Origin of the sequence: Peptoniphilus rhinitidis 1-13 (assembly GCF_000246925.1) — a bacterium.
Taxonomy (GTDB): domain Bacteria; phylum Bacillota; class Clostridia; order Tissierellales; family Peptoniphilaceae; genus Peptoniphilus_A; species Peptoniphilus_A lacydonensis.
On sequence record NZ_BAEW01000015.1, the window covers coordinates 1 to 15290 of the forward strand.

Annotated in this window: 16 protein-coding genes; 15 read left to right on the forward strand and 1 reads right to left on the reverse strand. The window is 31.1% G+C overall.

Going from position 1 to position 15290, the window contains the following annotated elements; genetic code table 11:
* The 8 genes from RH95_RS07605 to RH95_RS07640 all read left to right on the forward strand — a co-directional run.
* Positions 1–1751, forward strand: a 1751-nt coding sequence (locus RH95_RS07605) for an S-layer homology domain-containing protein (RefSeq protein WP_010247532.1), incomplete at its 5' end; no start/stop codon positions are given.
* 462 nt (positions 1752–2213) lie between these two features.
* Complete coding sequence (locus tag RH95_RS07610) at positions 2214–2648, forward strand: universal stress protein (RefSeq protein ID WP_010247534.1); 435 nt, start codon at positions 2214–2216, stop codon at positions 2646–2648.
* Positions 2649–3038: 390 nt separating this feature from the next.
* Positions 3039–4181, forward strand: coding sequence for an acyl-CoA dehydrogenase (locus RH95_RS07615; protein WP_010247535.1), 1143 nt, complete (start codon positions 3039–3041; stop codon positions 4179–4181).
* Positions 4182–4199: 18 nt separating this feature from the next.
* On the forward strand, positions 4200–5000 hold the full coding sequence (locus tag RH95_RS07620; RefSeq protein WP_010247537.1) for an electron transfer flavoprotein subunit beta/FixA family protein: 801 nt from the start codon (positions 4200–4202) through the stop codon (positions 4998–5000).
* 14 nt (positions 5001–5014) lie between these two features.
* Positions 5015–6022: an electron transfer flavoprotein subunit alpha/FixB family protein gene (locus tag RH95_RS07625; protein WP_010247539.1), complete on the forward strand. Its 1008-nt coding sequence runs from the start codon at positions 5015–5017 to the stop codon at positions 6020–6022.
* A gap of 173 nt (positions 6023–6195) precedes the next feature.
* Complete coding sequence (locus tag RH95_RS07630) at positions 6196–7338, forward strand: FAD:protein FMN transferase (RefSeq protein WP_010247541.1); 1143 nt, start codon at positions 6196–6198, stop codon at positions 7336–7338.
* 8 nt (positions 7339–7346) lie between these two features.
* Entirely contained in the window at positions 7347–7853 is a 507-nt protein-coding gene (locus RH95_RS07635) for a hypothetical protein (RefSeq protein ID WP_010247543.1), read from the forward strand.
* 8 nt (positions 7854–7861) lie between these two features.
* Entirely contained in the window at positions 7862–8368 is a 507-nt protein-coding gene (locus RH95_RS07640) for a phosphatidylglycerophosphatase A family protein (RefSeq protein WP_010247545.1), read from the forward strand.
* Between the two features lie 5 nt (positions 8369–8373).
* On the opposite strand, the gene RH95_RS07645 is transcribed toward RH95_RS07640, so the two are convergent.
* A complete protein-coding gene (locus RH95_RS07645) occupies positions 8374–9018 on the reverse strand; it encodes a Crp/Fnr family transcriptional regulator (RefSeq protein ID WP_010247547.1) in 645 nt (214 codons plus the stop codon).
* A gap of 95 nt (positions 9019–9113) precedes the next feature.
* On the opposite strand from RH95_RS07645, the gene RH95_RS07650 reads away from it, so the two are divergent.
* The 7 genes from RH95_RS07650 to RH95_RS07675 all read left to right on the forward strand — a co-directional run bounded on the left by RH95_RS07650 (position 9114) and on the right by RH95_RS07675 (position 15264).
* A complete protein-coding gene (locus RH95_RS07650) occupies positions 9114–9416 on the forward strand; it encodes an NAD(P)H-dependent oxidoreductase subunit E (RefSeq protein ID WP_267888189.1) in 303 nt (100 codons plus the stop codon).
* 14 nt (positions 9417–9430) lie between these two features.
* Positions 9431–10936, forward strand: coding sequence for a 4Fe-4S dicluster domain-containing protein (locus tag RH95_RS07655; protein ID WP_010247552.1), 1506 nt, complete (start codon positions 9431–9433; stop codon positions 10934–10936).
* A 127-nt stretch (positions 10937–11063) separates the two neighbouring features.
* A complete protein-coding gene (rplM, locus tag RH95_RS07660; RefSeq protein WP_010247554.1) occupies positions 11064–11492 on the forward strand; it encodes a 50S ribosomal protein L13 in 429 nt (142 codons plus the stop codon).
* Between the two features lie 12 nt (positions 11493–11504).
* Positions 11505–11897 (forward strand): 30S ribosomal protein S9, encoded by a 393-nt coding sequence (gene rpsI / locus RH95_RS07665; protein WP_010247555.1) that lies wholly within the window; start codon positions 11505–11507, stop codon positions 11895–11897.
* A 202-nt stretch (positions 11898–12099) separates the two neighbouring features.
* Positions 12100–12255 carry a hypothetical protein gene (locus RH95_RS09575; protein ID WP_158309968.1) on the forward strand — a complete coding sequence of 52 codons (156 nt, stop codon included), beginning with the start codon at positions 12100–12102 and terminating at the stop codon, positions 12253–12255.
* 326 nt (positions 12256–12581) lie between these two features.
* On the forward strand, positions 12582–13316 hold the full coding sequence (locus tag RH95_RS07670; RefSeq protein ID WP_010247557.1) for an ABC transporter ATP-binding protein: 735 nt from the start codon (positions 12582–12584) through the stop codon (positions 13314–13316).
* Between the two features lies 1 nt (position 13317).
* A complete protein-coding gene (locus tag RH95_RS07675) occupies positions 13318–15264 on the forward strand; it encodes an FtsX-like permease family protein (RefSeq protein ID WP_010247559.1) in 1947 nt (648 codons plus the stop codon).
* Positions 15265–15290: the final 26 nt, after the last annotated feature.

Below are 15290 nucleotides of genomic sequence, written 5' to 3' on the forward strand. Positions count from 1 at the left end.
AAATAGCAGTTCAAACAATTGAAAAAGGAAAGACTGCAAAAACTCCAGCAGCACCAACAAAAAAAGGATATAAGTTCAAAGGTTGGTATGATGGGGATACCAAATTTGATTTTGATAGAGCTATTACAACTGACAAAGTTTTAACTGCAAAATGGGAAAAAGAAGAATCTTCTGAACCAGTTTCAAGAGAGCTTTCTATTTCTGAAAGACACATAAGAAATGGAAGATTTTATGGAGAGGTAACTTCTGATGGCGACGCTGTCGAAGGAGCTACAGTTACTCTTTATGATTATGATGGAGATAAGACAGGAAAGTCTACTACAACAGATGAAGATGGATATTTTGACATATATATAGGTTATGACTATGGATATGATGATGACGATGACTATTATTATAATGGATACCGTTATTACAGAGATGGTGATAGTTGGTATTATTATAGAAATGGTAAAAAATATTGGACAGATTATAGACCATCTAGAAGTAGACGTTCTAGAAGATATTATGATGGATATCTAAAGGCAGAAAAAAGTGGTTATGAATCAGATAAGTATGAATTAGATGGATACTATTCAAATGGCAGAAATTACAGATATGATAGATTCGACAGATATTACAAAGATGATTATGACAAAAGAGTTTATCCAACAGATATATCAAGAACTAAATATTCAACAAAGGGATATTTAAAAGGATATACAAATACGAGAGTATATGTATATGACGGAGATGATTATCTTGGAAGCGACACAACTGATAGTGATGGATATTTCAGAGTAACATGGGACAGCCCTTCTATTTCTACTTCAAGAAGTTTAGAATATTATGTATATGGTAGCAAATACAGCACAAATAATGGATATTCAATTATTCCTACTATAAACACAGTTAGTGCTGGAGCAAAATATGTAAGAGGTAATGCAGGGGCAAATGCAGATGTAACTATTTATGATTTAAACGGGGTTAAACTTGGTAGTGCAACTGCAGGTGACACTGGTATATACAATGTCACTTTAAATAGAGAACTAAAAGCTGGCGAAACTATTAAAGTTGAATCAAAAGAATCTGATAAGGTTGCAAAGACTGCTGAATACAAAGTTGAAGGTACATCAGTAGATACTGATGCAGAAAAACAAGTTGGCTATATTGCAGGATTTCCTGATGGAACGTTTAAACCTGAAAAAGAAGTTACAAGAGCAGAAGCTGTTAGAATGTTTGTAACACTTGTAAATGATGGAAAAGAAGTTCCAAAGAATTCTAAGACAGACTTTAAAGATGCAAATGACGCTTGGTATTCTGATGAAATTAATTTTGCAGTATCCAAAGGATTTATAAAGGGATATTCTGACAATACATTTAAACCAAATAATTCCATTACGAGAGCAGAATTTGCACAAATGATTTCTGTATTTGTTAAAGATGGTTATCCAGGAACTGGTTCTTTCAAAGATGTAAAGGGTCACTGGGCATCTGATGCAATAAATGAACTTTATGGAAATAAAATTGTGAGTGGTTATAAAGATGGCACTTTCAAGCCAGATCAAAAACTAACAAGAGCAGAAGCTGTAACAATTCTTAATTCAGTATTTGGCAGAAATACTAAATCAAGTTCTCTTTCAGATGTAAATGAAAGTTCACTAAAGAAATTTACAGATGTATCTAAGAGCCACTGGGCATATTATGAAATTCTAGATGCTTCTAATGGACACAAAGCTTCTAAATCTGGAGATTCAAGTGTTTGGAAATAAGTTTAAAATAAACTTTTAAAATTAAATTATGATGGACTAAGGTCTAATTAAGGCGGCAGGGGAAACCTTGCCGCTTTTATAATGATTATTTTATACAGTTTAATTACAATTAAGACATACATTATAGTTTTTGGCATCATTAACATAGCAATAGCAGGATTTATTTTCTTAAAAAGAATTACTGAGACATAAAATAAAAAGCTAAAGAACACATAGATGTGTAAATTTTTAAATTCATATCTCTTTCTAGTTTTAAATAAAAGAGTTATATCAATTAAGCTCATTGGCACAAAGGGAATGTTCGATAGTAAATCTTATTTTTATATTTGTCAACAATTTTTGTATTTTTTAAAATGAAGGCAATTTATCTTTGTAAAGAATTACTATAATATTTTAAAAGTTTATTTTTTAGGGTATAATAATTGTGTCGAAATGTATAATAAAAAAATACAGGAGGTAAAGATGAAGATATTAGTGCCAATTGATGGATCAAAAAGTTCAAAAAAGTCTATTGACGTAGCAAGAGAGATGGGAGAAAAATTAGAAGCCGATCTTTTAATCTTGACGGTTACTCCAGAAACATCTGTGTTTGAACAATATCCTGCTAATTTTAATTTCACACTTGAAATAGACAAGGCAAATGTTGAAAGAGCAGAAATGATTTTAAATAACGCGGAAACAGATTTAAGTGGATATCCTTTTAATGTAGAAACTTTTTACACTTCAGGAAATCCTGGAGAACAAATTTGTAAGTTTGCAGATGAAAAAGATGTTGATTTTATTATAATGGGAAACAGAGGTCTTGGTGCTTTTTCAAGAACGCTTCTTGGATCTGTTTCAAATAAAGTTATAAATCATTCTAAAAAGTCTGTTCTTGTTGTTAAGGCAGATATTTAATATTAGGCGGGTTGACCGCCTTTTTATTTTGGTGAAATTTTATTATATTATGCTAGAGTTTATTTAATGAAAATATTTTCTTTGATATATGAAATTAAAAAATGTTTTCAGAAAGTTTAGAAAAGAAAAAATGGCAGATTAAAAAAGTAATTTATAAATCTATAAAAGTTTAAATACTTTTAGTTAAATAAAATCAAAAATTTAAGTAATAAAGAATGATTTGTTTATAAAATTTTACTATAATTGCAAGTTTAAAATATTGCTAAGACAAGGTTAATTAAAGTTTTTTGACAAAAGAAAGCTTGAAAAACTAACGCATAATGATATAATGGAAACAGTGGTATGTTAATTAAATAACATTCTTTAGAATAATTGTTAGGGGGATTTTAAATGGATTTTAGAATGGACAAGGAACATCTATTGTTACAACAAATGTATCGTGCATTTGCTGAAACTGAAGTAGAACCTGTTGCTGCTGATGTTGATGCAACAGAAGAAGTTCCTATGGAAAATGTTAAAAAAATGGCCAAATATGGTTTCTTCGGAATACCATTTCCAAAAGAATATGGTGGACAAGGTGCAGATTATTTAGCTTATTCAATGGCAGTTGAAGAACTTTCAAAAAAATGTGCAACTACTGGTGTAATTGTATCTGCTCACACTTCACTTTGTTGTGCTCCAATTTATGAAAATGGTACAGAAGAACAAAAGAAAAAATATTTACCAGATTTATTAGCAGGTAAAAAGATTGGTGCCTTTGGACTTACTGAACCAGGTGCTGGTACTGATGCAAGTGGACAAAGAACAACTGCTGTACTTGATGGTGATGAATATGTACTTAATGGTTCTAAGATTTTTATAACAAATGCAGGATTTGCTGATGTATTTGTTATAATTGCAATGACTGACAGAACTAAAGGAACAAGAGGAATTTCTGCTTTCATAGTTGAAAGAGGAACTCCAGGATTTACTGTTGGTGAACCAGAAGATAAGATGGGTATTAGAGGATCTTCTACTTGCGAACTTATTTTTGAAGATTGTAGAATACCAAAGGAAAATCTTCTTGGAAGAGAAGGAAAAGGATTTGCGCTTGCAATGAAAACTCTTGATGGAGGAAGAATTGGTATTGCATCACAAGCTCTAGGTATTGCTGAAGGTGCAATTGACGAAACTGTTAAATACACTTCTGAAAGAAAACAATTTGGAAGAAGAATTTCTCAATTCCAAAATACTCAATTTGAACTTGCAGATATGAAATCTACAGCAGAAGCAGCTCAACTTTTAGTTTATAGAGCAGCTGATGCAAAATACCATGGGGAAGCTTATGGACATTATGCAGCTATGGCTAAATTATTTGCAGCTGACGCAGCTAGCGATATAACTAGAAGATGTCTTCAATTATTCGGTGGTTATGGTTACACTCGTGACTATCCAATTGAAAGAATGATGAGAGATGCTAAGATTACTGAAATTTATGAAGGTACATCTGAAGTAATGAAGATGGTTGTATCTGGCTGGATGGGCGTTAAATAATCGGAAGGAGTATTATAGATGAATATATTAGTATGTATTAAACAAGTACCTGACACTAATGAAGTTAGACTTGACCCTGTTACAAACACTCTTATTAGAGAAGGTGTTCCAAGTATAATTAACCCTGATGATAAATCAGGTCTTGAAATTGCTCTAAGACTTAAAGATGAAAATCCTGATGATGTGAAAGTAACTGTAGTATCAATGGGACCTCCACAAGCTGAAATGGCATTAAGAGAAGCACTTGCAATGGGAGCAGACGAAGCAATTCTTGTAAGTGATAGAGCTTTTGGTGGAGCTGATACTTGGGCAACTTCATGCACAATTACTGCTGCTTTACAACATATTGATTTTGATATTGTTGTTTGTGGTAGACAAGCAATTGATGGAGATACTGCACAAGTTGGGCCACAAATTGCAGAACATCTTGGAGTTCCACAAGTTTCTTATGTTGAAGAACTAAAACTTGACGACGATAAGAAAGGTGTTACTGTAAAAAGACAATTTGAAGACAGATATCACATTATAGATGTTAAATTCCCATGCTTAATTACTGCTATTGCAGAATTAGCTGAACCTAGATATATGACAATTGGTAAGGTTTTTGAAGCTTATCAAAAAGAAATCAAAGTTTGGGGACTTGAAGATATTAAAGACAAGTTAGATATGGCAAACATAGGACTCAAGGGATCACCTACAAAAGTTAAAAAATCTTTCCCTAAACAAGGTAAAGGTAAAGGAGTTCTTTTAACAGACCTTACTGCAGATGAAGCAGCTCAAGCTATCGTTGCTAAACTTCAAGAAAAGTATATTATCTAATTGGGGGTTTAAAAATGAGTAAAGATGTATTTGTATTTATAGAACAAAGAGATAATCAACTTGAAAAAGTTGGAATAGAACTTTTAGGAAAGGCAAGAGAACTTGCCGATGCTCTAGGACAAAATGTTGTTGCAATGTTACTTGGCGAAAAAGTAAAAGATCATGCAGAAATTCTTATAAAACACGGAGCAGATAAAGTTATTGTAGTAGAAGATGAAATGCTTAAAGAATATGTTACAGAACCATATGCAAAAGCAATTACACAAATCATAAAAGAAAAAGATCCTGAAATCGTAATTTACGGTGCGTCATCAATAGGTCGTGACCTTGCTCCAAGACTTGCAGCAAGAATTCACACAGGGCTTACTGCTGACTGTACAAAACTTGAAATAGATGAAGAATCTAAAAACCTAATGATGACAAGACCTGCTTTTGGTGGTAATCTAATGGCAACAATTCTTTGCGAAGACTTTAGACCACAAATGGCAACAGTTAGACCAGGAGTTATGCAAGCACTTGATTCTGATGGTTCAAGAAAAGGTGAAATTGAAGAATTTAAAGTTGAATTTGATGACTCTGATATGAATGTAGAAATAAAAGAAATTTCTAAACAAGAATCTCAAAAGAAAGATATTACAGAAGCAAAAATTTTAGTATCAGGTGGACGTGGAATTGGTGGACCAGAAGGATTTAAACCACTTCAAGAACTTGCTGATACATTGGAAGCAGAAATTTCTGCATCAAGAGCATCAGTTGACTCTGGTTGGATTACAAAAGATCACCAAGTTGGACAAACTGGTAAAACTGTAAGACCAGAACTTTATTTTGCAATGGGTATCTCTGGAGCAATCCAACACGTTGCAGGTATGGAAGATTCTGATCTTATCATAGCAGTTAATAAAGACCCAGAAGCAGCAATTTTTGAAATAGCTGATCTTGGTGTAGTTGGTGATATTAACGCAGTTGTTCCAAAATTAATTGAATCAATTGAAAGAGAAAAGAAAATTAAAGCTGAAATTTAATTTTCTTTTAAAAATTGTAAATTTTGAGAGGTTGCATTTATTTGTGACCTCTTTTTATTTTTAATGAAATGTGAAAAAATTTAGTTGTGTTAAAGCGAATTTTAAAATTAATTGGTATGAATCCTCTATTGTAAAGAGATATCTCTAAATGGTATCATGTAAGAGGTGATATTATGAGGAAAAACTTTTTAATTGTGATTATGTGTAGCATTTTAATTTTTACAGGTTGCAATAAAAACAATAATCAGAAAATTAAAAATGGAAATAATGTAAATATTAGTAGTAATAATGCTAAAGATAGTGGGTCTAAAGTTTCTGGGAATATTGAAAAATATGATTTGGAATTTTATGAAACTTTTGACACTGTTGTAGATGTTGCAATTTATTCTGATGATAAAGATTTCGCAGAGAAGAATTTGCAATATACTAAAAAGAGATTTGAAGAACTTCACAAACTTTTTGATAATTATAAAAACTATGATGGGATAACAAATGTAAAAACTATAAATGACAATGCTGGTATTAAGGGTGTTGTAGTTGGTGATGTTTTATTTAATTTAATAAAGAATTCTATTGATGATAATAATATTATTTCACACAATACAGATGTTGCTATCGGACCAGTGACTGAACTTTGGAATAGTTATAGAGAATTATATGAAAGTGGAAAAACTGCTTCTGAAGTGAAAGAAATAAAGGGATCTACTCTTCCAAAGAATAGTGAATTAGAAAGATTGCGTGCTCTTACAAATATTAATAATATAAAGCTTGATGAAGAAAAAAAAGAAGTTTATCTCGAAAAAGAGGGTATGAAGCTCGATCTTGGTGCTACTGCTAAGGGTTATGCAACTGAAATTGTGGCAAGAGAATTGGAAGAAAGAGGAGTTACTTCTGGGATAATATCTGCTGGGGGAAATGTTAGGATAATAGGAAGTCCTGGAGATGGACGTGAATTTTTTAGTATTGGAATTCAAAATCCTGATTTAGAAAATGAAAATTCTATTCTTCTAACGATGAAGTTAAAGGATACTTCTGCTGTCACAAGTGGTGATTATCAAAGATATTTTGAAGTTGATGGAACTAGGTATTGCCATATTATAGATCCGGATACTTTAAAACCATCTAGGAGATTAAAGTCAGTTACGGTTATAAATAAAGATTCGGGATTGTGTGATTTTTTGTCAACAGCTGCTTTTAATTCTTCCAATGAAGAAATAGAAAGTTTGGCAAAAAAAACTAATTCAGCAATTATTTGGGTAGATGAAAATATGAAATTGAATTACACTGACAGTGCCAAGGAATATATTAAAGACTAGGGGTTGACATGAGGAATAACACACGAGGTTTAATTTTTCACATTTTGATAGTTTTTATAACTTTTCTTTTGGCAGCTCTCATAAATTTAAGTGATTCTGTTAGAAGATTGGTTTATGGAAATATTTTTTTCAAACTAATTGTAGTAGCTGTAATTTTTGTTTTGTATTTTAATTTTGGAAAATTACTTTCTAAGAGAAATGCAAAAAGTTTGGATTTTTTTGCTGGCAATTTAATTATTTTAATTGGTCTTATATTGTTTGGACTTGGATTTTTGGGACTTGGGACAAAAATTTTCAGCACTTCTGTGGGTGGAAGTTATTGGAAGTTTCCCCTTGAGTTTTTTCTTATGCCAGAAGTTTATTCAATAAAAGTTTTGGGAATTAAGTACAATGGATTTAGTCTTTTAGTAGCTGCACTTATACCTGGTATTATTTATGGCTTTAGCATAAAAATTTCCAGAGCAAGAATTATTAGAAGAAGTAGAGTTAGAAGTAGAAGAAGAAATATTAAATAGGAGGATTTGTGAAGGGAAGTATTTATAAATACGATAGTGAAGAGCTTTATAATGAAACTGTAAAAAGACTCGAAGATTTTGGAGTTGAATTAATTGAAATAGCAAAACTTGTTCAAGTTCTTCAAGGGGAGTATATTGAAAATTTGAGTTTGGAAAGATGCCTTGAAAGTGTTGAGAGCGTAATCAGAAAAAGAGAAGCAATTCATGCAATACTTACAGGACTTGCCTTAGATGATTTGGCAAATGAAGGAAAGCTTCCAGAGCCTATCCAATCAATTATATATGATGATGAAGGGCTTTATGGAGTTGATGAAATTTTAACTCTTGGCATTATAAATATGTATGGAACCATTGGGCTTACAAATTTTGGATATCTTGATAAGAAAAAAATTGGAATTATAAAAGATTTAGATGAAAAGAAAAAGGAAGAAAGAGTTACTACTTTTGCAGATGATTTAGTGGCAGCAATAGCTGCAGCGGCATCTGCAAGAATAGCACATCAAAATAGAAAATAAATTAACTATAAAATGCGGAAGGTTTTGTTGTCGTAGTCAATAAGACCTTCCTTTTTCAGTTTTGAAAGTTCTCTTGAAAGAGAAGAACGATTTAAATTTAAAAATTGTGCAAGTTCTGTAATATTAAAGTCAATTGTGAAATATTTTGAATGATTTTTTCTAGATTCATTAGATAGAAAGTATAAAATTTTTGCTCGAGTAGATGGAAGAGATAATAGATTTAATTTGTCGCGCATAAATAAATTTTTATTTGCCAAGATTTTTATTAAATTGTCGTTGACTTTTTCTTTTGAAATTGATGAACTTTCTTTAAAGGAATTGTAGTCAAAGAAAATCACTTCTGTATACACAGTGCTTTCAACAGAAAGAGGAATTTCTTCTATATTTTGTATAAGCACTGATTCTGCAAAAAGTGCTGGTGCAGATAATTTTGAAAGTATAGTTTTATTGCCAAAGTCATCATCAATTGCAAGTTCAATTTGACCACTTAATAGAATTCCAAAATTATTAATTTTGTCCCCAACGTTAAATATTGTAGTTCTGCTTGGATAATATTTTATATCAGACATAAATTTTTTAATTTCATTTAATTCACAATCATTTAGATTTTTAAATAACTCAATATTTTTCAATGCTTTTAGAATTTCCATTCAACACCTCATTTATATTGTAACATTAATTAATAGAATTATTTAAATTAATTATAATGAAGATTGAAGAATAAATTGTTAAATGTTAAACTATCATTAGGTTTAGTGAAGAAGAGGGAGGATATATGAAAGTTACTATTTGTATGGGTGCTAGATGTACCCTTATGGGGGCTAACGCTATATACGATGCTGTGGAATATTTGCAAGAGCATTTATGTGGACCAGATTCAGAACTTTGCTCAGCTGAGAATTTAGAAATTGAGTTTGCACATTGTTTAGATTATTGCAAAATTCACAAAAATGAAGCATCACCTGTTGTAATTGTAGATGACGAGATAATGCTAAAAGCGACTGCTCAAGAAGTGAGTGCAAAAATTATTAGCAAACTGAGAATTTGAGATAGAGGGAAAAAATGAAAGAAATTTATGGAACACTTGTTGACATAAGAAGAAAAGTTTTTGCAGAAGTTGCAAGAATTGCTTATAATGATTTAGATATTTCTGCTCTTGAGGATTCCAGTTATAGAATTGTGCCTGGAGAAGTTGCAAAGTATAGAAATGATATATTTAGAGAAAGAGCAGTTGTAGATGAAAGGCTTAGACTTGCAATGGGCCTTGATGTTAGAGAGATAGGAGTTTTTAAAAAAGTTACTGATGGGTTTGATGAAGTTGATATAGATACTAATGCTTATCAAAAACCACTTATAAATGTTATAAAATTTGGCTGTGAATCTTGCCCAACAAAATCTTTTTATACTACTGATAATTGTAGGAAATGTATTGCACATCCGTGTATAAATGTGTGCCCAGTAAATGCAATTTCAATGGGAAAAGATAGGACTATAATTGATAAAGAAAAATGTGTAAGATGTGGCAGATGTGAAGAAGCCTGTCCATATAATGCAATTGTAAAATATGAAAGACCATGTGCAGCTGCCTGTGGAGTAAATGCAATTTCATCAGATGAATATGGGAGAGCAGAAATAGACCATGATAAATGCGTGGCATGTGGAAGATGTATTACAGTTTGCCCTTTCGGAGCAATATCTGACAAAACACAAATTTTTCAACTTATAAAGGCAATTAAATCGGGCAAAAAAGTTTATGGAGCCATAGCACCTTCATATGTAGGACAATTTGGTGCAAACACAAGTGCTGAGCAAATAATAGAAGCCATAAAACAACTTGGATTTGAAGATGTAATCGAAGTTGCACTTGGAGCAGACCTTACGACTCTTCACGAAGCAAAGGAATACCTAGAGAGAGTGCCAGAAGATATACCTTTTATGGGTACAAGCTGTTGTTTTTCTTGGACTCTTATGATTAGAAATGAGTTCCCAGAATTTTTTGAACAGGTTTCAGATTCAGGATCTCCAATGAGATATACTGCAAATCACATAAAAGAGCAAGACCCAGATGCGGTAGTTGTATTTATTGGCCCTTGTACTTCAAAAAAGTTAGAAGCGATTGATACAAAAGTAAAAAGTGATGTAGACTTTGTGATTACTTTTGAAGAGTTAATGGGAATGTTCGTAGCAAAGAATGTTGAACCTTCAGAAATAAAAATTGAAGAAGATGTTGAAGACGGCTCTGCGCTAGGTAGAGGATATCCAATTGCTGGTGGTGTTGCCGAATCTGTTAAGGTTGTTGCAGAAAAAATGGAACCAGATAGAGAAATCCACATTCAAGGGGCACACACTCTTTCTGAATGTATGAAGATGCTAAAAATTGCAAAGGCTGGCAAGTTGGATGGATACCTCCTTGAAGGAATGGCTTGCCCTGGGGGTTGTATAGCTGGAGTTGGTACTGTTGCATCTGTAAACAGAGTTAAAAAACAAATTGAAAAATTCAAAAAGGATTCAATTTATAAAACTCCTCTTGAAAATGAGAATATAGCAAAAGAAAGAGAAGTTTTATAAAAATAAAACTAATAAATTTATAAAAAATTCCCCATAAATATTGACAAGAGAGGCTTTCTAGTCTAAAATATAGGTCATGTTTAAAAAGCCCCGGAATAATTTTTAAACTATTTAGGAGGAAAATTCATTGAAAAGCTACATGGCTAAAGCAAATGAAGTTGAAAGAAAATGGTATGTAATTGATGCTGAAGGAAAAGTACTTGGTAGAGTAGCATCTGAAATTGCAAGTATATTAAGAGGAAAGAAAAAACCTATCTATACACCACATGTGGACTGTGGGGACTATGTTATTGTAATTAATGCAGACAAAGTTGTATTGACAGGTAACAAAATGAATCAAAAGATTCATGCATATCACACTGGATATCCAGGCGGAAGAAAAGAAATTGTTTATTCTGAAATGATGGAAAAAAGACCTGAAAAAGTTATTGAACTTGCTGTTAAGGGAATGCTTCCTAAGAATAGACTTGGCAGAAAGATGATTAAAAAACTAAAAGTTTATGCAGGTAGTGAACATCCACATGCTGCTCAATCACCTGAAGTTTATGAAATTTAATTGGAGGTAAGAATGGATACTATACAATACAGAGGTACTGGAAGAAGAAAAAAATCCATCGCTCAAGTTAGACTTCTACCTGGCAATGGAAAATTTACAATTAATGGAAAAGATATTGAAGAATATTTTGATTATGAAACTCTAAGAACAGTTGCAAAAGAACCACTTGAACTTACTGATACCGAGTCATCTTTTGATGTAATTGTCAAAGTAGTTGGAGGTGGATATTCAGGACAAGCTGGTGCTGTTAGACATGGTGTTGCAAGAGCACTTCTTGAAGTTGATCCTGAATACAGATCAGTTCTTAAAAAAGCAGGATTCTTGACAAGAGATCCGAGAATGAAGGAAAGAAAGAAATACGGGCTTAAAAAAGCAAGACGTTCTCCTCAATTCTCAAAAAGATAATTTTATATTATTTTTACAAAGACCTTGGAAACAGGGTCTTTTTGTTTGCAATAAATTGTAAAAATGTATCTAAAAAATCTTTATTTATAATTTTCTATAAATTTAAAATAATTCTTGACAAATATTAAGCGAAATAATATTATCAAAATAAAGAGTAGTAATTAAAATTGAATACAAGGTAGAGGTTGTAACTGTGGATATCATGGACTTTAGATATTTAGATTATATGCACGATGTTAATGATTTTTTCACAAAAATACAAAAGGCAGAGGAACCTTTTGTATTGCCTAAATATGATATATATAAATGGGATACATATATGAGTTTTGATATAGATTCTAACAATCCTATATTTTAAAATCATAATTTTAATACATAGGATTGTTAGACTATTCTTCATGGTTTCATGAAGTTTGTACGCAGTAGGTTTTTGAGCCGAGGTGGTTATAATGGGAGGTGAAATGCAATGTCAAATAAAATACTTAAACTACAAGAAATGAAGGCTAACGAAAGTAAAGTAGTTTCTAGAAAATCTGGTTAAAACAGTAGTTTCAATGCTATAAGCCAAATAGCAATTGCTTAAAGTTAGTCCTAAATAATGAAAGAAACTATTAAATAATAAGACCGCCTTTAAGTTAATTATAATTTTGGTGGTCTTATTTCTTTAAAATTGGAGATGATTTTATGGAGGTTATTAAAGTAAAAAACCTTTACCATACTTTTGATGGAAGTAACTATATTTTAAAAGACATATCTTTATCATTAAAAAAGTCTGAGTCAATAGCGATTATGGGTCCTTCTGGTTCAGGGAAGTCAACACTTCTTTATTGTTTATGTGGTATGATAAGGGCTAGTAGAGGGGAGATTTTATTTTTAAACAAAGATATTAGGTCGCTTTCCGCAAGAGAGTTAAATGAACTGTATAGAAAAAATTTTGACTTTATATTTCAAGATATTAACTTAATTCCTGTCTTAAATGTAGAAGAAAACATTGAGCTGAAAAATAGTCTTATCAAAAAAAGACTAAATATAAAAGAATTAGAAGAAACTTTGAATCTGTTAAATTTAAGTGGTAAAGAGAAGTCTTATCCAGCAGAATTGTCTGGTGGTCAACGACAAAAAGTTGCCATAGCCAGGGCTCTTTTATTTAAACCAGACCTTATTTTTGCAGACGAACCTACAGGGGCACTTGATACCAATTCTTCTTACAATGTTTTGGAGGAAATGAAAAAGCTGAATGATATAGGTACAAGCACTATAGTTGTAACACACGACCCTAACGTAGCGATTCAAATGGACAGAGTACTATTTTTGCTTGATGGTCAGATTAGTCAAGAAATTAATAAGCCAAGCATCGGAGAGATTTTAGAAATTTTTACAGATCTTGAAGAAAACAAGAAATTAGGAGGGAAAGATTAAGATGAAAGTAAAAATTGCTATAAGGATGATTTGGAAAAATAAGCTAGTTAACTTATGGATGTTTTTATCTATGACCTTAATCTCTATAACTCTAAGTTTAACATCTGCGTGGTATTTGGCTACATTAAACCCAAATAATGATTTAATTTTTTCTACATTTAATAGAAAAAAAAATAATCTTATACTTGGAGACTTAGTGAATGGATCTCAACTTCAATTTTTAATGATTTTATTTTTTGGGTTTTTACTTTTAGTAGGGACAATTTATTTTTCAATAAAGCAGGAAGATAAAGATTGGGCTCTTTTAAAACTTAATAGTCTAAATAATAAAGAGATTATTGAAATTCTTTTATTTAGAACTTTAATTTTAAATATTATAGCTTCGGTTCTTGGAATATTTTTGTCTAGATTTTTTATAAAAGCTTATGTAAAGTTTTTCTTTTATTTTATTTTCAAGCCAGGATATGATAGTCTTTTAATGGTTAATCTAAGACCAGGATTACAATCTAGCGTAATAAGTTTATTAGCTATTTTTGTTATGGTTATTATAGCAAGTTTAACAGCAAGCATAAATGTTATAAAGACAAGACCTATAGATCTATTTATTAAATCAAACGAGATAGCAACTCTTAGCAAGAGAAATATTATTCTAAGAGCTATTATTGGTTTAATATTATTTTTCATATTTCTATATTATACTTTAATTAAGCCAGTAGAAACAGGGACTATAATAGATATTCAAGGAGTTGGAGCTTTAGCGATAGCTCTTGTTATAATTGTGGCCCCTATATTGATTCCGAAATTTTCTAGTTTAATAGCAAAAGTCTTGGTGTTAAAAAATTCGGCATTAGCTTCTTATTGTAGAGGTCGAGTTTTAATGAATACACAAAAAAATCTTTCGCTTGCCACACCCATTCTTTTAGCAGTTATAATACCTTCGATTTTTGCACTTTTTTCAGAGGCAAGTGTAGTAAGGATGAATAGAGAGTATAATGCTCAAAATAAGAAAATGGGAGAAGGGATATATGCCATTATAAATCCAACAAAAATAGATGCTTATGCTCAAGAAAAGCTATTAGAGATTAAGGGTACACAAGATTTAATAATTACAAACACCTTAAGCTATTATGATGCTGCAGAAGATGATCATTATGTAGGAGTTAATTACATTAATGATAAGAGTCTTATGGTTAATTTAGACCTCGAGGCAGGAAGTATAGATAATATATCTAAAAATAAGATTGGTGCAAGTAATGATTATGAACTTGGAGATGAAATAAAAATTACATATTATAATGGAGAAGAGAAGACATATAATGTGGTAGCAGTTTTTAAATCTGTGCCTTACCTGTTATTGCCGAAAATATATATTGACTATAATTCAAATGAATTCTTGCAAGGACTTGAAAAGATTGATAACAAGTTATATATGAGTAACTCAAGCATTGGAAAGGCTGAATTAGAAAAGAAAGTTAAAAAAATTTTACCAAGTTCAAGAGTTTTGACAGGTTCAGAAGATGTAAACGAATACTTAAAGAATTTTTCTGATCATGAATTTACAACAATAAAATTTCTTTATTTCCCTTGTATGATTTTAGCGTTGGTAATTATTGCTCAAAATATAATATCTTTAATTTCTTTTAAAGAAGATGATTTTAAATTATTATTTAGAATGGGCTTTACTAGAGGGGAAATAATTCTAGAAAATTTAGTAGAAATTCTGGCTACTATTTTTTCCGCCAATATTATGATAATTATGGTAATTTCTATAATGTTGGTTAAATTTACCAAGGAATTTAGTATAAATGAAATTACTATAGGAGCAAATCTTCCAATCAAAGTGTGTCTATATTTAAATATATTTTTTATTATAATATGTATTGTTATTACTGTAATAGTTTGTTTGTTGAAGACAGAGAAAACTAAAATGGTGGATAGGCAAATTTAAAAGGCTTGAATATTATGAAAATTACA